Here is a 22,462-nt window from a genome sequence, read left to right on the forward strand (position 1 = left end):
CGGCGACGCGCCGGTCAGATCAGGGACTTCAGCCGGTCGATCCCCGTTGCTTCCCGGACGATCCGGCCCGCAAGCGCATTTCCGTTCGCTGCGTTGGTGAAGATGACGATCGCTCGTCCGCTCCGGGCATCGCCGACGCCCAGCGTTTTGAAGATTCCGTAGTTGCTGCCGCTGTGCTGGAACAGCGGGCCCGCCGGGCCTTGCTCCAGCTCCCAACCCAGTCCGCGCGAAATGTCGCGCCCGCGCACTTCGGTCCGGGGGGTGAGCATCGCCTGCCGGGCTGCTTCGCTGATCTCCCAATCCTTTCGCGCTGGCCGGTCCATCATCAGCAGCACGAACTTCGCATAGTCGGAAGCGGTCGTCAGGAGCCCTCCCGCCGAATTGACCAGAAGGTCGCGTGTCGATGGCGACGCCTTGGAATCGGCTTCGCGCATTGCCTCGATAAAATCTTCGTAGGTCCAGGACGCGATCGGTTTACCCCACCGCGAAGCGACCTGAAGGAGCCGGTCGCCCAGTTCGCGGGTGGGTTGGGGCGGCAGGATTTGCTCGCCTTCCGGAGGTTCGGAATGACCGAATACCACCGATCCTGCAATCTGTGCGTCCCAGCCGAAGCTGCTGCGGGACATCCCGGCCGGGTCGAACAGCTTTGCCTGCATCACGCTGCCGAGGCCCATTCCCATGATCTTCTCGACCACCAGCTGGAGCCACACAAATGCTTCGCCGGAATAGGTGTAGCGCGATCCGGGCGGACTGTTGGTAACGAGCGGTTCGGAAGCCCAGTTGGGCAGGCCGGTCGAATGCCCCAGCACATGCCGCGCCGTGATGAGTTCGAGCTGTGGGTCGCTGCCCAAATTCGCCGGCCGGCGATAGGCGACGAGCGGCGTGTCGAGGTCGAGGCGCTTTTCGTCGACCAGCCGCATCACGACATAGGCGAAGACCGGCTTGGTCATCGAGGCGGCTTCGAACAATGTATTCTCGTCCACCGGGTCGCGGGTGAGAATGTTTTTGACGCCGAAGCCCCGGCTCCACACGAGCGCCCCGCGATCCGCGACCGCGATGGCGGCCCCGGGCACCCCGGCAATCTGCATCAAGCGCGGAAGGTTCCGAACCAGGTCCCCGGACGGGATCCAGTTGGCATTTTCATTGCGGCATTCAGCGCCCGTTCGCGCAACGGCGGAGGTCGCCCCGCCACCGATCAGCGCCGCAGATCCGGCGAGCAAAGCCCGCCGCCCCAACCGGGTTTCCGAATGACTCATTTGTGTCCGCCGCCCGGCCCGGGCGTCATGCTGCGCCTGATCGTCATGGTTTATGGGGCGTCCTTTTTCTTCTTGTCGATCAGAACCGCCTGTTGCCATCGGCTCGGCGCTTTGTCGGTGCGGTGAATGCACCCCGCCCAGCAGCACGGACGTTTTTTCCCTTCGAGCAACTCTTCGCACGTCCGCTCGATACGACGTTGGCGTGTCGCGGCCTGTTTCGCGTCATCGACCCAGCAGATGAATTCATTCCGGCCGAGCGGTGTGAGGCTTTCCCATAGCGACAGGATGCCGGGATCGGATCGCACGGCAGCTTGAAGATCGTCTTTTGCCTGATGGACCGTGCCGTGGAGAAAAGCATTCGTCACAAAACCTCCGGGAAGCGCGCCTGATTTGAGCCGGTTGCATCAATAGGGTGAAATGCGCCTGTATCGCGGATGCTGACCGCCGGACCGGGAAATGTCCACCCTTGAATAGGCCCGCACGCCGCAACGCGCGGGGCGACGAATGGCCGCTTTTTCAGGGGACCAGTCGGGGCGCCTGATCGAACAGCCGCGCGCTGGTGCCTTCTGCGGTGGTTTCGAGTCTGATCCAGCTGTTCGCCGCGATGACCGATGCCAGAATGTGCGAGCGTTGATCGTCGAGCAGTTCCACCGCGTTCGATGACGGCGATCCGGTCCGGGCGCGGAGGAAGAGTGTCGTGCCGTCGCGCGGCGGCGCGGGAGCCGCAATCTGGCGCCCGGTTTCGCGCGGCAGGCCGAGCATGGCTCGGATCGCGGCGAGCACGAAGAAGCGGAAGCCGACCAGCGCCGCGACGGGGTTGCCCGGCAGCCCGAAGAAAGGGCGGCCGTCGGGCAGGATCGCAAACAGCATGGGTTTTCCCGGGCGCATCGCGATTCCGTGAAAGATGATCTGTGCGCCGATGCGGTCGAGCGCTTCGCACACCAGATCATGGGCGCCCACCGACACGCCGCCGGTCGATACGAGTGCATCGGCCCGGGGGTCATTTCCGGACGACAGGAGGCGATGGCAAAGCTGTTCGAGGTCGTCGCGTATCGGGCGCGTCACCCGGTATGGGAGCCCGAGCGAGCGGCACATGGCGCCGATCATCGGGCCGTTGCTGTCGATGCGCGCCATCGAATCGCCACCGATATGCGGGGCGAGTTCCGAACCCGTTGCGACGATCTCGATACACGGAGGGCGCCGGGCTTCGACTTGCGATACGCCATAGGAGAGCAACGCCGCGATCAGCTCCGGCGACAGGCGCGCGCCCGCGGACGCGACATGCCCGCCGGCCGGTGCATCCTCGCCGCGCCGGCGGACGTTGCGCCCGGCGGCAGCTGATTCCGTCAGCTCGAGCTTGCCGCCCGTGATCCGGCCATATTCTTTCGCAACCACTACATCGGCGCCTGCGGGGATAGCTGCGCCGGTGCTGATCGGCGCGGCGGCGCGGGGCGGCAGTGCAGCGGGCACGGCTTCGGCCGCGATGTCGGCGGCGAGGTCGAGAAGGACCGGCACCGATGGGGTGGCCGCATGGGTTTCGCGGCTGTTGAGGGCGAAGCCGTCCATCGCCGAACAATCGAAGCGCGGCGTGTCGGCGGCGGCGGTCACAGGGGCGGCGAGGATATGTCCTTCGGCTTCGGCATCGACCGCGATCCATAGCGGGGCAGACGGCGAAACATGTCGCTCGATCCGGTCGAGCGCCTCGGAAACCGGAATTTTTTCAGCCATTTGTGCCGCCCAGATCGGCAAGATCGACGGGGCTGTTTATATTGGGAATGTCGCCGGTCCAGTCGAGCGGCATGATCCCGGCCGCCTGTGTCCAGGCGCGCATCGATCGCGGGCCGCCTGCGGCAAGATGGGTTTCGAGTTCAGCGCCGAGCCGGGTCGGCCAGAAGCCGATGACGGGGCAGCTTGCCGCAAAGCAGCCCTCGGGATGCGTCTGCAGCGCGTCCAGCAGGCCATGCGGGAGGCGGGGCGTATCGCAGGGCAGCGACAGCAAATGGGTGAATTGCCGGTCCTGTGCAGCGACAAGCGCGCCGGCCAGTCCGCCCAGTGGTCCGAGGCCCGCGACGGGACGGTCGGCGACGGTGAGATGGCGCAGGTGAGGGCGGCCCGACACGAGCAGAAGCTTGACATGGGGTTCGAGCGCCGCGAGCGACCAGTCGAGAAGCGAGCGGCCCCCGAAATTTTCTTCGGCCTTGTCGGACCCGAAGCGGCGCGACTGTCCGCCCGCCAGAACCACGCCCGCGATGCGCACCCTAGGCATCGCTCGCGAGCAGGGCGTCGGGGCGTGCGAGGACGCGAAGCGCGAGGCCGGCGCTGGCCGCGCGCTCGACGGCGAGCCGCGTTGGCGCCGAAATCGTCACCAGCATCGGGCAATCGGCCAGCGCCGCCTTTTCGACAAGTTCGAAGGAACAGCGCGAGGTGAGCAACGCAAAGCCGCCATCCCAATTGAGCGCCGCGCGGCGCATCGCGCCGATCAGCTTGTCGAATGCATTGTGGCGGCCGACATCTTCGCGGACGAGGCGGATGCTGCCATCCGCCGCGACCAGCGCCGCAGCATGGACCGCCCCGGTGCGCGCATTAAGCCGTTGATGGACGCCGAGCGCGCCCAGCGCATGGAAAATGGCGGCGTCGCTCGCCAGCGTCGCCGACGTCACGCGCGGCAGCGGCCGCATTGCCTGCGCGATATTTTCGATACCGCACATCCCGCACGAGGAGTCCGACGCGCGGTGGCGGACACGGTCGAGCAATCCGCGTGCCTGTTCGGCGGGCAGGCTGGCGCGCGCGACGATCCCGTCCTCGGCTGGGTGGAGCGCGACGGCGACTGTGCTGTCGCTTCGTTGCTGAAGCCGCTCGGCGAGCAGAAATCCTGCGACCAGATCCTCCAGATCGGTCGGGGTCGCCATCAACACCGCATAGCCGATGCCGTTAAATTCGAGCGCGATCGGCACTTCCTCGGCCAGTTCGCGCGCGATGGTCTCGCGGGCGCCGTTGCGTGCGATGCGCTGTAGTGGGGTCCGGTTTGCGGTCAAAATTGTCCGATCCGCGCAATCGCGGCGGCCGCGATCGGCGACAGGGCATCGGGCCGTTCGGCCGCCAGAAGGCTGATCCGGGCGCGCATCGCAGGGTCCCAGAAGCTGCGGATATGATCGGCGACCATCGCCGCCGCCTGATCCGACCCCTCGCTCGCCAGATTGCGGGCGATCTGGTTCGCCATGTAGATGAGCCGGTCGCCCGTCGACATCACGCCGTCCTCGTCATGCGCCATCGTTATCTATTCCGCCGCTTCGACCGGAAGGACGCGTCGGCTCTGTCGCGCGTGATCGGCATAATCCTCCTGCCAGTCCGACGGGCCGTTCGAAAGGCCGACCTGCACCGCAGTCACCTTATACTCGGGACAATTGGTCGCCCAGTCCGAATAATCGGTCGTGATGACATTCGCCTGCGTGTCGGGGTGGTGGAAGGTCGTATAGACGACGCCGGGCGCGACGCGTTCGGTGATTAACGCGCGCAGGGTCGTTTCGCCCGCGCGGCTCCTGAGGCCTACCCAGTCGCCATCCTTGATCCCGCGATTTTCGGCGTCGCTGGGGTGGATTTCCAGCCGGTCCTCGGGGTGCCAGGCGGTGTTCGCGGTGCGCCGCGTCTGCGCGCCGACGTTATAATGGCTGAGGATGCGGCCGGTGGTGAGCAAGAGCGGGAAGCGCGGCCCGGTCTTTTCGTCGGTCGGGACATAGTCGGTGACGACAAACTTGCCCTTGCCGCGCACGAAACCGTCGATGTGCATCGTCGGCGTGCCATCGGGTGCGGCGTCGTTCGCGGGCCATTGCAGCGATCCTTCGGCATCGAGCCGGTCATAATGGACGCCGGCGAAGGTCGGGGTCAGCGCCGCAATCTCGTCCATGATTTCCGAGGGATGCGTATAGTCCCAGCCGAGCCCCAGCGCATTCGCGACGCGCTGGACGATCTCCCAGTCGGCATAGCCGTTCAAGGGCGCCATCACCTTGCGCACCATCTGAATGCGGCGTTCGGCGTTGGTGAAGGTGCCGTCCTTTTCGAGAAAGGTCGACCCGGGCAGGAAGACATGCGCGTAATTGGCGGTTTCGTTGAGGAACAGATCCTGCACGACGACGCATTCCATCGCCGCGAGCCCCGCCGCGACGTGGCGGGTGTTGGGGTCGGACTGGAGGATATCCTCGCCCTGAATAAACAGGCCCTTGAACGTCCCGTCGGTCGCGGCGTCGAGCATGTTGGGAATGCGCAGCCCCGGCTCATGGTCGAGTTTGACGCCCCACGCGCTTTCGAACATCGCGCGGGCATTGTCATCGGAGACATGGCGATAGCCCGAGAATTCGTGCGGAAAGCTGCCCATGTCGCACGCACCCTGAACATTATTCTGGCCGCGCAGCGGGTTCACGCCGACGCCTTCGCGCCCGATATTGCCCGTCGCCATCGCGAGGTTGGCGATCGCCATCACGGTCGATGAGCCCTGACTATGTTCGGTGACGCCGAGGCCATAATAGATGGCGGCATTGCCACCGGTGGCATAGAGGCGCGCGGCGGCGCGCAGATCGGCGGCGGCGACGCCGGTCAGCGGCTCGATCGCTTCGGGCGAGCGCGCGGCTTCCGACACGAAATCGGCCCAATCCTGAAATTCTTCCCAGTCGCAGCGTGCGCGAATGAAGGCTTCGTCATAGAGTTTCTCGGTCACTACGACATGCGCCATCGCGGTCAGGAGGGCGACGTTGGTGCCGGGGCGCAGCGGCAGATGATGTTCGGCCTCGACATGCGGGGACTTCACCAGATCGATCCGGCGCGGGTCGATCACGATCAGCTTCGCGCCCTGCCGCAATCGCTGTTTCATGCGGCTGCCAAAGACCGGGTGCGCGTCGGTCGGGTTGGCGCCGATGACGAGGATGACGTCGCTTTGTTCGACGCTGTCGAAATCCTGTGTTCCCGCCGAGGTGCCGAAGGTGGTCTTCAGTCCATAGCCGGTCGGCGAGTGGCAGACGCGCGCGCAGGTATCGACATTGTTGTTGCCGAAGCCCTGCCGGATCATCTTCTGGACGAGGAAGGTTTCCTCATTGGTGCAGCGGCTGGAGGTGATGCCGCCGACCGAGAGGCGGCCATATTGTTCCTGAATGCGGCGAAATTCGCTGGCGGTGTGGGCGATCGCTTCATCCCAGCTGACTTCGCGCCACGGCTGATCGACGCTGGCGCGGATCATCGGGTTTAATATGCGTTCCTGATGCTGCGCATACCCCCAGGCGAAGCGGCCCTTGACGCAGCTGTGGCCGCGGTTCGCCTTGCCGTCCTTCCACGGCACCATGCGGACGAGTTCCTCGCCCCGCATCTCGGCGCGGAAGGTGCAGCCGACGCCGCAATAGGCGCAGGTGGTGACCACCGCGCGGTCGGGGGTGCCGGTTTCGACGACCTTCTTCTCGATCAGGCTCGCGGTCGGGCACGCTTGCACGCAGGCGCCGCACGAGACGCATTCGGACGCGAGGAAATCATCATCTTGCGACGCGGCGACCTTCGATCCGAAGCCCATGCCCTCGATCGTGAGTGCGAATGTTCCCTGCACCTCGTCGCAGGCGCGGACGCAGCGCGAGCAGGCGATGCATTTCGACGGGTCGAAATCGAAATAGGGGTTCGACTGGTCCTTCGGCTGCCCCATGTTGGTTGCGCCGTCATAGCCGTAGCGGACATCGCGGAGGCCCACCGCGCCCGCCTGATCCTGCAATTCGCAATCGCCGTTGGCGGCGCAGGTCAGGCAGTCGAGCGGGTGGTCGGAGATATAAAGCTCCATCACCCCGCGGCGCAGCTGTTTCAGCCGGTCGGTCTGGGTCCGCACTGCCATGCCTTCGGCAATCGGTGTCGTGCAGCTGGCGGGATAGCCGGCGCGGCCCTCGACCTCGACGAGGCAGAGGCGGCACGAACCGAAGCTTTCCAGATTGTCGCTCGCGCAGAGTTTCGGGATCGCGGTGCCGGTCAATGACGCGGCGCGCATGATCGACGTGCCTTCGGGCAGGGTGACGCTTTCGCCGTCGATCGTCAGCGTAACATGCTTGCCCGTCGCGAGAGCGGGCGGCGTGCCATGGTCGGTTTCGCGGGTGAAGCCCATGTTCCTACTCCGCTGCTTCGGTGACCGATGCGGGGGCACCAAAGTCTTCGGGAAAATAATCCAGCGCGCTCAGTACCGGATAAGGGGTAAAACCGCCGAGCGCGCAGAGCGATCCATATTTCATCGTGTCGCAGAGGTCGCGCAGCAGCGCGGTTTGGGCGCCGAGGCTGACGTCGATGCGGTCGGGCGCGCGCGAATAAAGTGCCTTGCCGAGCGTCCCGTCATTCGCCACAGGGCGCACCGGCTCGTTTGTCCGCGTCGCGATAATCCGGTCGACAATCTCGACCCCGCGCGTCGATCCGATCCGGCATGGTGTGCATTTTCCGCAGCTCTCGACCGCGCAAAATTCCATCGCGAAGCGCGCCATATGCGCCATGTCGACGCTGTCGTCGAAGACGGTGATCCCGGCATGACCGATCAGCCCGCCCGCCGCCGCAAAGGCTTCATAGTCGAAAGGCAGGTCGAACATCGATGGCGGGAAATAGGCGCCCAATGGCCCGCCGACCTGTACCGCGCGTACCGGGCGGCCGCTGGCGGTGCCGCCGCCGATGTCGTTCACCAGTTCGCCGAGCGTGATACCAAATCCGACCTCGAACAATCCGCCATGCTTCACATTGCCGGCAAGCTGGACGGGCATCGTCCCCCGCGAACGGCCGAAACCGACGGTCGCATAGGCTTCCGCACCTTCGGACAGGATGAAGGGGACGGCGGCGAGGCTCAGCACATTGTTGATTACCGTCGGCTTGCCGAACAGGCCCGCGAGCGCGGGAAGCGGCGGCTTGGCGCGGACCTGACCGCGCTTGCCCTCGATGCTGTCGAGTAGTGCGGTTTCCTCGCCGCAGACATAGGCGCCGGCGCCGGCGCGGACTTCGAGCGTGAAGGGTGCGATGCGGCCCGCCGATAGCGCGATCGCGTCGCGCATCGTCCGGATCGCATACGGATATTCGCTGCGGATATAGATATAGCCGTGGCTGGCCCCGACCGCGTGGGCGGCGATCGCCATGCCCTCGATCAGGCAAAAGGGATCGCCCTCCATCAGCATGCGGTCGGCGAAGGTGCCGCTGTCGCCCTCATCGGCGTTGCAGACGATATATTTCGGGCCGCCCTCCTCTTTTTGGCCGGGCGCATCGAGCACCGTCTGCCACTTGATTCCGGTCGGAAAGCCCGCGCCGCCGCGCCCGCGCAGGCCGCTCGCCTTGACGGTGTCGACGACGGCCTGCGGTTCGGCCGAGCGCGCGATGTCGAGGCCGGTCCAGCCGCCGTGCGCAGCATAGTCGGCGAGGCCCAGCGGATCGACGATGCCGCAGCGGGCGAAGGTGAAGCGTTGTTGCGCGGCGAAGAAGGGCAGGGCGGCGACATCGCCGAGGCGGTTCGGGTGGGTGCCGTCGAGGATAGCGCGGACATCGCCGGGGCCAACCGGTCCGTAGCCGATGCGGCCTTCGGCGGTTTCGACTTCGACCAGCGGTTCGATGCTGAACAGCCCGCGCGATCCGGTGCGGACGACCTCGCAGCCGGCATCGGCGAAGGCGCGCGCGAGATCGTCGGCGCCGAGCGCGACCGACGCCATGTCGCGGCTGATGAAGACGCGCGTCATGCCGCGATCTCGATGGCGATGCGGTCGAGCGTCGCCGCGTCGATCCGCGCGACCGGGCGGCCATCGACCAGCGCGTTGGGGCCGATCGCGCACAGGCCGAGGCAATAGACGGGTTCCAGCGTGACCTGCCCGTCGCGGCGCGTCTCCCCCATCGCGACGCCAAGCCGCTCGGCCGCCGCGGCTTCGATCGCTGCGCCGCCGCGCGCCTGACAGCTTTCGGCGCGGCACAGTTTCACGATGTGGCGCCCTGCGGGCTGGCGGCGATAGTCGTGATAGAAGGTGAGGACGCCGTGGACGTCGGCGCGGCTGAGATTCAGCGCCGCCGCGATGGCGGGGACGAGCGTGTCATCGATATATCCTATCTCGTCCTGCACGGCATGCAGTAGCGGCAGCAGCTGGTCGCGCCCGGCGCCTTCGCGCTGCACCCAGTCGTCAACGAACGCCTTTGCTTCTTCCAATCCCATGCACGCCATCCTTTTCAGGAAATTCAGTGGCGCAGAGGCGTACGCAGGTCAAATCGATCTGCGCCATGTTTGATAGATTTTGTCTATCATGCTTCACCTGCCGTGGTGCCAGCGGCGGGCAGGTGTTTAGCCGAGCCGATAACCCTGCGGGAGCCGCAACTCGCGTGCGACGGCGAGGACGCTTTGCGCGAGCGGGCTCATCGGTGTGCGGTCGGAGACGATGACGCCGATCCGGTTGGCTTCGCCCGTTTCGGGTAGCGGCGTGACCTGCGCCCAATCGAGCCCTTGCAGCAACAGCGCATGATTGTCGGGCATGATCGAGCAGAGATGCCCCTGCCGGACGATGGCGAGCAGCGCGATATAGCTGTCGGCGGTGACGATCGGCCGTAGCGCGAGCCCCAGCGCGGCGAGGTGAGCGTCGAGGATGCGGCGGTTCTGCATCCCCTGATGCAGCAGGCAGAGCGGCAGGCGCGCGAGGTCGGGCCAGTCGGGCCGTTCTGGTACCGCGATGCCGTCCTTCGCGCTGACCAGCTGGCTGCGTTCGCTGTAGAGCGGCACGGCGAGCGCATGCGCGGGCGGCTCGAAATCGAGGTAGGTGACCCCGGCGTCGAGTTCGAAGGCCGCCAGTTCGCGTTCGATCTGGCGCGAGGTCAGGGCGCGCACCTGGACATTGAGATCGGGGAAGCGCGCCCGGATCGCCTCGATCAGAAAGCCGGTCGCGGGCATCGATGCCGGAATCGCGCCGAGCCGCAGTTCGCCTTTCAGCGGCCCGTGCGTGGTGCCGGCGATCTGTTCGAGCGCATCGGCGGCGGCGACCAGCTGCCGTGCCCATGGCAGGATCGCCTCACCTTCGGGCGTCAGTCCGGCATATTTGCGGTCGCGGACGATCAGCCGCTTGCCGAGCTGTCCCTCGAGCGTCGCGATCCCTGCCGAAAGGGTCGGTTGCGACACGTTGCAGCTCGCCGCCGCCCGGCCGAAATGCCGTTCGCGGTGGAGGGCAAGGAAATATTCGACAAGGCGGGTCTGCATGGGGGAGCTGCGTCGCACATCGGAAACGTGCGGGCAAGCCGTTGGCGAGGGCTTGATGGCCGGCCGTGTGCTCCGCCCGGCATATGTGCCGGAACGGGCAGAAAAGTGACGGTGTGTGGGGCTCTGCGGCCGGCAATCGCTCGAAAATGGTGCCGCCTATACTGCCAAGAAAAATCTGTTTATTTTCAACATGATGATGCGCGAGTTTATATGGCTCCAAAGTCTACCTCTGGGGCTCTGGAGCCTTGGTTTAAGGGTCTCGCCAATCTTATATTGGCTCACTGATTATCTCGCAATTTCGCAATTTCCGATCGAGCAACTCCGATTCAAATTCTGTGGTCCTGCCGGAAGAATGCCAAAAGGGGTAAGCAAGCTGGAACTCAACCAACAGCGATAGCTCGAAGGCCGGCGGCTAACAGATGCTCGCACCGAAGATATCGATGGCTCGATCGACATGGTTGCTCGAATCATGCGGGAGAGGCTCCGCAATATACGCGCTGATTTCATGAAATGGCGCCATTCCCACCTGTCCGGTCGAATTAATATTCAGATACATATTGTTGTTGCGGATGCCGCGAGGGTAAAGCGAACTGCGATAGCCGGTCGCGCGTCGCCCAGGTTTCGGACATGTGGCGCGCGCTCGCGGATATGGCCGCGCGCAGCGTGTTTTCCAGCAGGCACGCGATGGTCATCGGCCCGACGCCGCCCGGAACGGGAGTGATCGCCGACGCGCGCGCTTTCGCTTCGTCGAAGCAGACGTCGCCGACGATCCGCGATCCGCGGCCGTCTTCGGTCGGCACGCGATTGATCCCGACGTCGATGACGACCGCACCGTGCTTGATCCACGCCCCTTTGATCAACCCCGGCGCGCCCGCAGCGCTCACCAATATGTCGGCATCGGCGACCAACTCGGGCAGGTCTCGCGTATGGATATGGGCGATCGACACGGTGCATCGCGCCTGCAGAAGTAACTGTGCCATCGGGCGGCCGACGATATTGGAGCACCCGACAACGACGGCGTTCAGGCCCTCGAGCGATCCGAGTTCGTCGACCAGCAACATCATGCAGCCCTTTGGCGTGCATGGAACGATGCGGTCGGCGGCGGCGGCGTCGCTGTCGCTTGCGAGCAGGCCGACGTTTATCGGGTGAAATCCGTCAACATCCTTGGCGGGCTCGACGGCGCGCAGCACTGCGGCCTTGTCGATGTGCGGAGGAAGCGGCAGCTGAACCAATATTCCGTGCACGGTCTCGTCGCGATTGAGCGCGTCGATCAGGGATAGCAAATCGGTCTGTGAAATCGTTTCGCACAGCCGGTGGCTTTCGGTCTGCATCCCGACCGCCGCAGCTTGCTCCCCTTTGCGGCGGACGTAGATCGCGCTGGCTGGATCGTCGCCGATCAGCACCGTGACCAGCTTGGGGGTGATTCCGGTTTCGTCCCGGAGATGTTCGACACCGATCGCAATGTCGCGGCGCAGGGCGATTGCCCGCTGTTTTCCGTCGATGATGCGCGCAGCCATAACCCTCTCCTTGCTACGCCCGGCGAAGCATAAGAGCAGCCGGACAAGGCATATATATACATATATGAATTAAATAAAAGTGCATGTCTCCGTTCGGAAATTCCCCGGCCTCCTGAATGCGCTTAAGGGCGTTCGGCAAGATATTTTGTCACTTATTCTCAATTCCTCGCCGATTTCCGCGTGCGGCCCCGATATGATTTTCCGTCAGAATCGCTATTGCGTATTTGCATACATATGTGTATCTAAATGGTGAGAGGAAGGTGAGTCTTGACGAGACGCTACTCAGCGCTGTCGCTTTTGCGTGAGGGATTGAACGGTCAACGCGGCTGGGAGCCGGCGTGGCGCGACCCGACGCCCAAGGCGCATTATGACGCGATCGTTATCGGCGGCGGCGGGCATGGCCTCGCGACCGCCTATTATCTCGCGAAGAACCACGGCCTCACCAATGTGGCGCTGATCGAGCGCGGATGGATTGGCGGCGGCAACACCGGCCGCAATACGACGATCATCCGCTCGAACTATTTCTTCCCGGAATCGGCCGCCTTTTACGAATTTTCGGTTCAGCTTTACGAAAAGCTGACCGACGAGCTGAATTACAACATCATGTTCTCGCAGCGCGGCATGTGGACGCTCGCGCACGACCGGCATGGCGTCGAAATGGCGCGGCGCTCGGCGAATGCGATGCTGCTCAATGGCATCGACGCCGAATATCATGATGGGGCGAGCGTTTACGCGAATATCCCGGGGCTCAACCCCAACCCGCGCTTTCCCGTCCTCGGCGGCGTGAATCAGCCGCGCGGCGGATCGGCGCGGCACGATGCGGTCGCCTGGGGCTATGCCCGCGCGGCGTCGGCGCTCGGCGTCGACATCATCCAGAATTGCGAAGTGCAGGACTTCATCATCGAGGGCGGACAGGTGCGCGGGGTCGAGACCAGCCATGGCACGATCCGCTCGGACCGCATCGGCATGGCGGTCGCGGGGCATAGTTCGGTGCTCGCCGCAAAGGCGGGACTGCGGCTGCCGATCAGTTCCTATGCGCTGCAGGCTTTCGTGTCGGAGCCGGTGAAGCCGTGCCTCGACACGGTGATCCTGTCGCCCGCGACGGGCACTTATCTGAGCCAGTCGGACAAGGGCGAGCTGGTGCTCGGCGCCGGGCTTGATCTCTATCTATCCTATGCGCAGCGCGGCAATCTGCCGTGGATGGAGCGCGCCGCCGCCGGGGTGCTCGAACTCTTCCCGCAATTCTCGCGCATGCGTTTCCTGCGTCAATGGGCGGGGATCGTCGATGTCGTCCATGACTCGACGCCGATCATCGGCCCAACGTCGGTGGGCGGGCTCTACATCAATGGCGGTTGGGGCACCGGCGGGTTCAAGGCGGTGCCGGCGGGCGGTTGGTGCCTCGCGCACGTCATGGCGACGGGCAAGTCGCACCCGCTCGCGAACGCCTTCGGCGTCGAACGATTCGAGAGCGGGGCGATGATCGACGAGGCCTCGGCCTCTGGCATCGCGCACTAGGGGATATCCAGAAATGTTGCTGATCGACTGTCCCTTTTGCGGCCCGCGCGCGGAGATCGAATTCCGCTGTGGCGGCGAAAGCCATATCGAGCGGCCGGGGCCACATGACCGGGTTTCGGATGCCGAATGGGCCGACTATCTCTTCTATCGCGAAAATCCGAAAGGCGAGCATCGTGAACGCTGGTTCCACAGCGCCGGTTGCCGCCGCTGGTTCAATGCCGCGCGCGATACCGTCACGCACCAGTTTCGCGTCACTTACAGGATGGGTGAAGCCTGTCCCGAAGCGGGCGAGAGCGGTGTGAGCGAGGCTCCCGCCGCGACGCAGGGAGGCGTCATATGACCGGCTGGCGCCTGAAGACGGCCGGCCGCGTCGACCGCGGCCAGCGGATCGCATTCCAATGGGCAGGGCGGACGCTGCACGGCCATGTCGGCGATACGCTTGCCTCCGCGCTGATGGCGAACGGCGTTTCGATCATCGGCCGCAGTTTCAAATATCACCGCCCGCGCGGGCTGCTGGCGGCGGGGCTCGAAGAGCCGAATGCGATCATCCAGCTGGAGGCGGGCGCGGTCGCGGTTCCCAACGTCAAGGCGACGCAGATCGAGCTTTACGAAGGGCTGGTCGCGAACCCGGTCAATGCGAAGCCGAGCGCCGAGTTCGACTGGCTCGCGGTGAACAGCCTGTTCAAGCGCTTCATCCCGGCCGCCTTCTATTACAAGACTTTCATGTGGCCGAACTGGCACTGGTTCGAGCCTGCGATCCGTAAGGCGGCGGGCCTTGGCAATGCGCCCGAAGGCGTCGATCCCGACAGCTATCACCATCGTTTCGCACACACCGACATCATGGTCGTTGGATCGGGCGCGGCGGGTCTGTCGGCTGCCATCGCGGCGGCGAAAGGCGGCGAGAAGGTGCTGCTGGTCGAGGCCGACGTCGAACTGGGCGGCGGTTTGCTCTCGGAGCCGTCCGACATCGAAGGTCTGGCTGCCATCGCATGGCGCGACCGGATGTTGGCCGCGCTGTCGGGCATGCCGAATGTGACGGTGATGAACCGGACGATGGCCTTTGGCTTCTACGATCACCAGCTTGTCGGTCTGTGCGAGCGGATAACCGATCATCTGCCCCCGTCGCAGCGCAGCGGTCCGCGCCAGCGCCTTTGGAAAGTGCGGACGAAGCGCGTCATCCTTGCGACGGGAGCTTTCGAGCGGCCCATTGCCTTTTCCGGTAACGACCTTCCCGGCGTGATGCTGGCATCGGCCGCGCAGACCTATGCGCTGCGCTATGGCGTCGCACCGGGGCGCCGCGTTGTTGTCGCGACGAACAACGACAGCGCCTATCATGCCGCCTTCACGCTCCATGATGCGGGCGTCGAAATCGCGGCGATCGTCGATAGTCGCACCAAGGGTGGCGAAGTGACGCAGGGCGCTACGGCGCGCGGTATCCGCACGATCATGGACAGCGCGCCGATCAAGGCGAAGGGCCGTCGCCGCGTCAGCGGTGTGGTCGTTGCGCATATCGCCGATGGAAAGGCGAGCGAGACGATCGCCTGCGACACCATATTGATGTCGAACGGTTGGAATCCCGCTGTGCATCTCCATTCGCAGTCGGGCGGTTCGCTGGCCTTCCATGCCTCGCTGGAGGCGTTCCTGCCGGGCAAGTCGGTGCAGGCGGCGGTCAATGTCGGCGCAGCGGCTGGCATCTTCGATCTCGACATCGCGCTCGCCAGCGGCCGCGCGGCCGGGCAGGGTGATGCGGTAGAGGCGCCGTTCCCGGCAGCGGTCGGGCCGACGCTCCATTTCGCAGATGGCGATGCGCGCGCGGGCACGGCGTGGGTCGATTTCCAGAATGATGTGACCGCGGGCGACGTGCAGATCGCCGCGCGCGAGAATTTCCGCTCGGTCGAACATCTCAAGCGTTACACGACGCTCGGTATGGCGTCGGATCAGGGCAAGACCTCGAACGTCACGGGCATTCACATGCTGTCGAACCTGCTCGGCAAGCCGCCGCAGGCGATCGGCACGACCAAATTCCGTCCGCCCTTCGATCCGGTGACGATCGGCGGTTTCGCCGGGCGCGCGGTCGGCGAGAATCTGATGCCGCTCGCGCATGCCGCGGCGCATGCATCGGCGCTCGCGGTGGGTGCGAAGATGGAAAATTACGGGTCGTGGCTGCGGCCCGCCTATTTTCCGCGCGCCGGCGAGGACGAATATGCCGCGGTCGCGCGCGAAGTGCTCGCGGTGCGCGCACAGGTCGGCCTGTTCGACGCCTCACCGCTCGGCAAGATCGAAGTGAAGGGCCCCGATGCCGCCGAGTTCCTTCAGCGTATCTATGTGAACGGCGTCCGCAATCTCAAGGTCGGGCGCTGCCGCTATGGCCTGATGCTCAGCGAGCATGGCATCATCTATGACGACGGCGTTTTCGCCAAGATCGCCGAGGATCATTTCCTTGTCGGCACGACCAGCGGCCATGCGGCGGCGATCGCCGATATGCTGCAGGAATGGCTGCAGTGCGAATGGACCGACCTCAAGGTGCTCGTCGAGAATGTGACGACCGGTTGGGCGGTGATGAATGTCGCGGGGCCCAAGGCGCGCGCGGTGCTCGAAGCGATCGGCACCGATATTGACCTGTCGCGCGAGGCGTTTCCGCACATGACCTATCGCGAGGGGCAAGTTGGCGGCGTCCCGGCGCGCATCCAGCGCGTCAGCTTTTCGGGCGAACTGTCCTACGAAGTGTCGGTGCCGTGGGGCTTTGGCCGCGCGCTGTGGGATGCGATGATGCAGGCTGGCGCGCCGCACGGGATCACGCCCTTCGGTGTCGAGGCGCTGATGGCGCTGCGCATTGAAAAGGGTTTCCTGCACGTCGGATCGGACACCGACGGCACCACGATGCCGCAAGATGTCGGCTTCGGCGTGGCCGTTGCGAAGAAACCCGACGATTTTGTCGGCCGCCGCTCGACGATGACGCCCGAGGGGCTGCGTGCCGATCGGCGTCAGCTCGTTGGCCTCGAAACGCTTGATGCGGGCGGCATGTTCGAGAGCGGGGCCCATATATTGGCGGCCGATACCAAGGGGATTGGCGCGACGCAGGGCTGGGTCACATCCTCGGTCCAGTCGCCGACCCTCGGTCGTCCGCTCGCAATGGCGCTGATCGAGCGCGGCACCGCGCGGATCGGCGAGACGGTTCAGGTCTGGGATCTTGGCAAAGGGCGCCCGGCGCGCATCGTCGATCCGCGCTTCTATGACCCTGCGGGAGAAAAGCTCGATGGCTGACACAGGCGCAATCATGTTGACGCTCGCCGCTGCCGAGGACTTGTTGATCGAGGGTGCGGGTGTGCGGTTCACGGCCGACCCGAGGCTTGGCATTGCCAAGCTGCAGATTCTGGCCGCCGATCCCGATGCCTGGTTCGAAACCGCGCTCGGCATCGCGCCGCCGCCGGTGCTTGGCGAGATTGAGCCCGGCCCTGTCGCGATCGCCTGGCTGGCGCCCGGCGAATGGCTCGTGACGGGCGGCGAAGCCGATGTCGAACGCGTCCGGACGCACTGCGCCGAGGCGGCGGGCAACCTTGGTCTGATGGTCGACATCACCCACGCTCGCGCGGCCTTCGACCTGAGTGGATCCAAAGCGTCTTCAGCGCTCGCTGCGCATTGCCCACTCGATTTTTCCGATGAAGCGATGCCCGTCGGTGCGGCGAAGCGATCGACCTTTTCCGACACCGGATTTTTCATCAGTCGCCGGCCCGATCAGGACCGCCAGCCGCGTTTCCGGCTGATCTTTGATCAGTCGATGGCGGGTTATGCCGCGCGGCTGCTCGGCGCGACCATCTCAGGAGCCAATTTGTGACGACCTCGAATCTCGTTCTGAAATTCCGTGCGCCCGACAAGCCCGGTATCATGGCGGCCGTCGCGCCGACACTGTCGGCGCGCGGCTGCGACATTCGCGAGGCCGAGGTTTATGGCGATGATGACACGGGCGGCTTTTTCCTGCGCATGGCGCTGACGAGCCCGATCGGGCGCGACGAGCTTGCGAAGGTGGTCGAGCCGGTCGCGACCGAACTGGCGCTCGAATGGGAATTGCACGACCTTGCCCGGCGCACGCCGGTGCTGCTTGCGGTGTCGAAATTCGGCCATTGCCTGATCGACATCATCCACAAGAAGGAGATTGGTCAGCTGCCGATCGAGATCGTCGGCGTGGTGTCGAACCATGAGACGATGCGCAAGACAGCCGAGTGGCACGGCCTCACCTATCACCATTTGCCGATGAGCGAGGGGAAGGAGGCGCAGGAGGCGCGCTTCCTGTCGATCATCGAAGAAAGCGGCGCCGAACTGACCGTACTTGCGCGCTATATGCAGATCCTCTCGGACGATTTTTCGCAGGCGCTCGCGGGGCGCTGCATCAACATTCACCACAGCTTCCTGCCGAGCTTCAAGGGCGCCAAACCCTATCATCAGGCGCATACGCGCGGCGTGAAGATCATCGGGGCGACCGCGCATTTCGTCACCGCCGATCTCGATGAAGGGCCGATCATCGAACAGGATGTGCGCCGCGTCAGCCACCGGACCACCGCCGACGAAATGGTCTCGATCGGCCGCGACATCGAGGCATCGGTGCTGTCGCGCGCCGTCCGCTGGTACGCCGAGCACCGCATCTTCCAGAACGGGAACAAGACCGTCGTGCTCTGAAACGCGCGCCCAAAACATATCATCAAAGGAGAGACTTATGGCCGACCTTTCAGGCTATATCGTGAACCCGGGGCCGAAGACGCCGGTGACGGGATTGAAGGCGGCCGTAACGTCTGACAGTGCGATCGTCACCGAGACGATCATGAAGATACTGAACAGCGGCGGTAATGCCGCCGACGCGGTGATCGCGGGCGCGATGGTGCAGGCGGCGGTTGAGCCGTTCATGACCAACCACGCGGGCCTCGTCACCATGCTCTATTATGAGGCGAAGACGGGCAAGGTTCATCAGCTCGACAGCCTCGGTGGGCACCCCTCGGGTCTGTCGCCGTTCAAGCCCGTACCGCCGGGGCTCGGCAGCTATGCGACCTCGCCGCCGTCGGCGATCATTCCGGGCTTCATGCCGGGGCTGAAGGAAATTCACGCGAAGTTCGCGACCAAGGACTGGGCCGACCTTTGCGCCGACGCGGTGCGGTGGGCCGAGACCGGGCATGAGGTCTCGACCTTCGAATATGGCGTGCACATTTATGGTGAGAAGTTCATCACCTATTTCCCCGAGGGTCGCGATTTCTATCAGCCGAACGGATATTTCCCGAACGTCGGCGACATCTTCACGCCGCCGGGTATGGCCGACACGCTGCGCGGCGTCCGCGACAACGGCCCCGACTATATGATCACCGGCCCCTGGGCCGAGAAGTTCGTCGCCAAGGGCAATGATCTCGGCTGGAAGGTCAAGCTCGAGCATATGACCGAGACGCCGCCGCGCTGGGTCGAGCCGCTGCGCTTTCCTTACAACGAATATGAAATCCTGTTTCTTGGCCCCCCGCAGGCGCAGGGCTTTTTCTCGAGCGTGGCACTCGGCGTGCTCAAGCATCTGGGCATCCGCGACATGGCGCCGGGATCGGCCGAGCATTTCTGGGCGATGGGCCACGCCCTGCGTCAGGGGCAGCGGCACTGGGAATATGCGCGCGACGACCATATTTATGACGTGCCGCGCGCCGAAGTGCTCGACGATGATTATCACAAACATCTCGCCAAGCTGATCCGCGGGTCGCGGCCGAAGGTCGATATGACGGATCATATTCGCCTGTCGGGCGACGGCCCCGGCGGCACAGGCGACATTATGGCAGCGACCGCGGGCCCCTCGGGCAAGCCGCGCCTCGTCCATCATGAGGAAAAGCAGCCGAGCGGCAGCTGCGAGATCGCGGTGGTCGATGCCGAAGGAAACTGGTGCCAGTTCATGGACACGCTGCAGGGCTCGGGCATTCCGGGGCAGGTCATCGGCGGCATTCCGATGGTCGGCAGCCATTCGACCTTCGGCGCGCTGCAAAGCCCGATGGATACGGTGCTGATCAAGGGCGCGAAGGCGCGTTGCATCATCGGCAACACGTTGGTGCTGAAGGACGGCAAGCCGGTCTTTTCGGCGGGCTCGCCGGGGAACATCCACTGCACGCTGCCGCAGGTTCTTGCCTATCTGCTCGACTTCAAGCTCGATCCTTATGCCGCGGTCGATGCGCCGCGCATGCTGCCGATGACCGACGGGCAGCTCGTCGCGATCGAGGATCGGCTCGCGCCCGGCGTCGTTCAGGACCTGCACAAGCTCGGCGTCCGCGTCGGCGCGCAGCCCGGATACGATTTTCACATGGGCAGTTTCTCGGTGATCGCGCGCGACGAAGCTTCGAACACATTCACTGCGGTCGCCGATCCGCGCCGCTGCGCCGTTGCCGACGGCATCAAGGAGTAAACAGCATGACGTCCCCCAGCCTTGCTCTCGACGCGCTCGCCCAACGCTATTGGGATTTCCGTTGCGACGAATTTCCGACCGAAGCGATCCTTGCCGGACTGACCCCGCGCAGCGACCTGTTGCTGCGCGATGCGCCGGGCGATCATGAGCGCCGCGCCGTCTGGGCGTCGGCCGCGCTCGACGAATTGGGCGCGATCGATTTCGATGCACTGTCGCAGACCGAACGCGCGACCTTCATGCTTCTTCGCGGCGAGCTTGCGCAGACCGTCGATATCGTCGCGCAGCAAGGGCATCTGCGCCCCAGCATCTATCCACTCGGCCCCGAATTCGGGCTCGCGAGCTGGGCGTCGATGACGAGCATCGCGACGCTCGATGAGGCGCGCCGCTATATCGACCGCCTCGCCAAGGTCCCCTCGGCGCTCGAAGGCGTGCAGCAATCGCTGACCCAAGGCCGCGAGCGCGGCATCCGCTATCCGAAGCTGGTCATCGAACGCGCGGTGGGTGTCGTGAAGGGACAGGCGGCCGTTGACGTCGAGGCCAACAGCTTCTTCGGGCCGCTGAAGATACTCGCGACGCGCGGCGCGGCCTTTGCTGACATCGTCGAGGAAGGACGGACCCTGGTCGCGAAAGCCATCGCGCCGGCGCTGATGAATTATGCGCTCTTTCTCGAGAAGGTGCTGCTTCCGGTCGCGCGCGATGCGCTCGATTGTGTCGGCGATGTCGGCGGCGAGGGGCATTATCGTTTCCTGATCCGCCAATATACGACCATCGACCTGCCGCCCGAAGACATCCACGCGATCGGCCTTGCCGAGGTCGAACGCATCACGGGCGAGATGGAGGCGGTTGCAGCCGACGGCGGCTTCGCCGGCGACCTTGCGGGGTTCAAGCGGCAGCTGCAGGGCGACAACAGCCAGCTTCTTGAAAGCGGCGAGGCACTGCGGCAGGAAATCGAGATATTATCGAAGCGCATCGACGCGCGGATTCCCGAATTCTTCGGCCGCATCCCGCGCGCGACCTATGGCGTGAAGAGCATTCCCGAGGCGATCGCCGCCGCGATGCCGCCCGCCTATGCGCAGCCCAATCCCGCCGACAACAGCGCCGCGGGCGTTCACTGGATCACCTCGATCCCGTCGAAGCTGCCCCGCTATATGCACCTGCCGATCGCGCTTCACGAAGCGTGGCCGGGGCATTTGATGCACCTCGCGCTGATCCAGGAACTGACCGATCTGCCCGCGTTCCGTCGCCATGGCGCGATGCATTATTCGGCATGCCTCGAGGGCTGGGCGCTCTACAGTGAGGGGCTGGGCGAGGACATGGGCCTCTATGACACGCCCGAAAAGCGTTACGGGCGGCTCGAAATGGAGATGTGGCGCGCGGTGCGCCTCGTCGTCGATACCGGCCTGCATGCCAAGCGATGGACGCGCTCGCACGCGATCGATTATTTCCGCGAAAATATGGCGATGCCGATCGAAACGATCGAGGCCGAGGTCGACCGCTATGTCGGATTGCCGGGGCAGGCGCTCGGATATCAGCTTGGCAATATGAAGTTCCGCGAATTGCGCGCGCGCGCCGAGGCGGCGCTTGGCCCCCGCTTCGACATTCGCGCCTTCAACGACGCGCTCGCTTCGGCGGGTGCGGTGAGCTTGCCGGTCCTCGAACAGACGATTGATGGCTGGCTGGAAGAAAGAAAGGCAGATGCCAGCATCGCAGCTTAAGCGCTCGGGATGGAGGGCGCCCGCTGATGCGGGCGGCCCGTGAGGGCTGGCGGCGCAGGTTCAGGCCGCCTTGGGCTTGCGGGCCTTCTGAGCTGAGGCGCGCGCGGCGGACAGTGCTTCCTCGCCGCAGAGAATGTCCATGTAGAGCTGCGCATTCTTGCGGCGCTCGGGAATGCTCTGGCGGACGCCGATCGCATAATAGCCGATCTGGTGGTAATAGAAGACGCGTGCCCGGATCGCGGCGTGATCTGCGTCATAGCCGAGCGCCTCGAAGAAGCGCTGCAATACCTCAAGCCGTTCGCGGTCGGCGCGTTCGACCGCCCATTCGGCGCGCTTGTCGGCACGCGCCCATTCGCGCACCGCGAGATCGAAATGATAGTCGTATCCGTCGGACTCGATCAGCCGCGCGATCATGCGGTCGAGCCATTCGACCGCATCGCCTGCTTTCGGCGGGGGTGCCTCTTCGGGCAGGAAGCGGCACGTCGCTTCCCAATGCGCGATAATCTGGTCGAAGAATTCGTCGCGGTCCTTGAAATTATGATAGAAACCGCCGCGCGTCACGCCCAGCCGATTGGCGAGGCGATCGACCTTCAGGCCCGCGATCCCCTCGTCGACCAGGGTGCGCTGCGCGGCCTCGATCCAGTCCTGCACCGTATTCTTTGGCGTGCGTCCAACCATGGGCGTTCGATTTCCTGCTGCCGGGGCGATCGTTAAACTGCCGCCCTCGGCCCGCTCATGTCACATTTTTCGTCGAACCACAAAGCATGCATGCATGAATGCATGTTGACCGGTCCATAGGATCGCAGCCCCGTCTTCTTCGCCGAAGGTGCGAC

18 protein-coding genes and 1 pseudogene are annotated in these 22,462 nt (G+C 64.7%); 7 read left to right on the forward strand and 12 right to left on the reverse strand.

The genetic code is table 11. The features are described 5' to 3' along the window. Positions 1-14: 14 nt before the first annotated feature. The 11 genes and pseudogenes from ACSYDV_RS12285 to ACSYDV_RS12335 all read right to left on the reverse strand — a co-directional run. Positions 15-1,091 carry a serine hydrolase domain-containing protein gene (locus ACSYDV_RS12285; RefSeq protein WP_438324102.1) on the reverse strand — a complete coding sequence of 359 codons (1,077 nt, stop codon included), beginning with the start codon at positions 1,089-1,091 and terminating at the stop codon, positions 15-17. A gap of 215 nt (positions 1,092-1,306) precedes the next feature. Further along, positions 1,307-1,621 carry a YdeI/OmpD-associated family protein gene (locus tag ACSYDV_RS12290; protein ID WP_438324103.1) on the reverse strand — a complete coding sequence of 105 codons (315 nt, stop codon included), beginning with the start codon at positions 1,619-1,621 and terminating at the stop codon, positions 1,307-1,309. 151 nt (positions 1,622-1,772) lie between these two features. Then, the gene (locus ACSYDV_RS12295; protein ID WP_438324104.1) at positions 1,773-2,984 is read right to left on the reverse strand and encodes a molybdopterin molybdotransferase MoeA; all 1,212 of its coding nucleotides are present in this window, start codon (positions 2,982-2,984) and stop codon (positions 1,773-1,775) included. Next, a complete protein-coding gene (mobA, locus tag ACSYDV_RS12300; protein WP_438324105.1) occupies positions 2,977-3,513 on the reverse strand; it encodes a molybdenum cofactor guanylyltransferase in 537 nt (178 codons plus the stop codon). Before mobA ends, ACSYDV_RS12295 begins: the two co-directional genes overlap by 8 nt. A gap of 1 nt (position 3,514) precedes the next feature. Then, positions 3,515-4,261, reverse strand: a complete 747-nt coding sequence (locus tag ACSYDV_RS12305) for a formate dehydrogenase accessory sulfurtransferase FdhD (protein ID WP_438324291.1) — start codon at positions 4,259-4,261, stop codon at positions 3,515-3,517. 26 nt (positions 4,262-4,287) lie between these two features. After that, positions 4,288-4,527, reverse strand: coding sequence for a formate dehydrogenase subunit delta (locus ACSYDV_RS12310; protein ID WP_438324106.1), 240 nt, complete (start codon positions 4,525-4,527; stop codon positions 4,288-4,290). Positions 4,528-4,533: 6 nt separating this feature from the next. Next, positions 4,534-7,380: a formate dehydrogenase subunit alpha gene (gene fdhF, locus ACSYDV_RS12315; protein ID WP_438324107.1), complete on the reverse strand. Its 2,847-nt coding sequence runs from the start codon at positions 7,378-7,380 to the stop codon at positions 4,534-4,536. Between the two features lie 4 nt (positions 7,381-7,384). Next, the gene (locus ACSYDV_RS12320; protein WP_438324108.1) at positions 7,385-8,974 is read right to left on the reverse strand and encodes an NADH-ubiquinone oxidoreductase-F iron-sulfur binding region domain-containing protein; all 1,590 of its coding nucleotides are present in this window, start codon (positions 8,972-8,974) and stop codon (positions 7,385-7,387) included. Then, the gene (locus ACSYDV_RS12325; protein WP_438324109.1) at positions 8,971-9,438 is read right to left on the reverse strand and encodes a formate dehydrogenase subunit gamma; all 468 of its coding nucleotides are present in this window, start codon (positions 9,436-9,438) and stop codon (positions 8,971-8,973) included. Before ACSYDV_RS12325 ends, ACSYDV_RS12320 begins: the two co-directional genes overlap by 4 nt. A 126-nt stretch (positions 9,439-9,564) precedes the next feature. Then, positions 9,565-10,467: a LysR family transcriptional regulator gene (locus ACSYDV_RS12330; protein WP_438324110.1), complete on the reverse strand. Its 903-nt coding sequence runs from the start codon at positions 10,465-10,467 to the stop codon at positions 9,565-9,567. A gap of 638 nt (positions 10,468-11,105) precedes the next feature. Then, positions 11,106-11,984, reverse strand: a pseudogene (locus ACSYDV_RS12335) (bifunctional 5,10-methylenetetrahydrofolate dehydrogenase/5,10-methenyltetrahydrofolate cyclohydrolase); the annotation flags it as partial. A 267-nt stretch (positions 11,985-12,251) separates the two neighbouring features. On the opposite strand from ACSYDV_RS12335, the gene ACSYDV_RS12340 reads away from it, so the two are divergent. Genes ACSYDV_RS12340 through ACSYDV_RS12370 form a run of 7 tightly spaced genes read left to right on the forward strand, consistent with a single transcriptional unit; the run spans position 12,252 to position 21,629 of the window. Beyond that, entirely contained in the window at positions 12,252-13,499 is a 1,248-nt protein-coding gene (locus tag ACSYDV_RS12340; protein ID WP_438324111.1) for a sarcosine oxidase subunit beta family protein, read from the forward strand. 13 nt (positions 13,500-13,512) lie between these two features. Next, positions 13,513-13,839: a sarcosine oxidase subunit delta gene (locus tag ACSYDV_RS12345; RefSeq protein WP_438324112.1), complete on the forward strand. Its 327-nt coding sequence runs from the start codon at positions 13,513-13,515 to the stop codon at positions 13,837-13,839. Further along, positions 13,836-16,763, forward strand: a complete 2,928-nt coding sequence (locus tag ACSYDV_RS12350; protein WP_438324113.1) for a sarcosine oxidase subunit alpha family protein — start codon at positions 13,836-13,838, stop codon at positions 16,761-16,763. Before ACSYDV_RS12345 ends, ACSYDV_RS12350 begins: the two co-directional genes overlap by 4 nt. Further along, entirely contained in the window at positions 16,756-17,334 is a 579-nt protein-coding gene (locus tag ACSYDV_RS12355) for a sarcosine oxidase subunit gamma (RefSeq protein WP_438324114.1), read from the forward strand. The genes ACSYDV_RS12350 and ACSYDV_RS12355 overlap by 8 nt, the downstream gene beginning before the upstream one ends. Next, entirely contained in the window at positions 17,331-18,173 is an 843-nt protein-coding gene (gene purU / locus ACSYDV_RS12360) for a formyltetrahydrofolate deformylase (RefSeq protein WP_438324115.1), read from the forward strand. Before ACSYDV_RS12355 ends, purU begins: the two co-directional genes overlap by 4 nt. 37 nt (positions 18,174-18,210) lie before the next feature. Next, positions 18,211-19,914: a gamma-glutamyltransferase gene (locus ACSYDV_RS12365; protein WP_438324116.1), complete on the forward strand. Its 1,704-nt coding sequence runs from the start codon at positions 18,211-18,213 to the stop codon at positions 19,912-19,914. A 5-nt stretch (positions 19,915-19,919) separates the two neighbouring features. Beyond that, a complete protein-coding gene (locus tag ACSYDV_RS12370; RefSeq protein ID WP_438324117.1) occupies positions 19,920-21,629 on the forward strand; it encodes a DUF885 domain-containing protein in 1,710 nt (569 codons plus the stop codon). Positions 21,630-21,689: 60 nt separating this feature from the next. On the opposite strand, the gene ACSYDV_RS12375 is transcribed toward ACSYDV_RS12370, so the two are convergent. After that, positions 21,690-22,307, reverse strand: a complete 618-nt coding sequence (locus ACSYDV_RS12375; protein WP_438324118.1) for a TetR/AcrR family transcriptional regulator — start codon at positions 22,305-22,307, stop codon at positions 21,690-21,692. Positions 22,308-22,462 lie beyond the last annotated feature (155 nt).

This window comes from Sphingopyxis selenitireducens (genome assembly GCF_051550705.1).
Classification (GTDB): domain Bacteria; phylum Pseudomonadota; class Alphaproteobacteria; order Sphingomonadales; family Sphingomonadaceae; genus Sphingopyxis.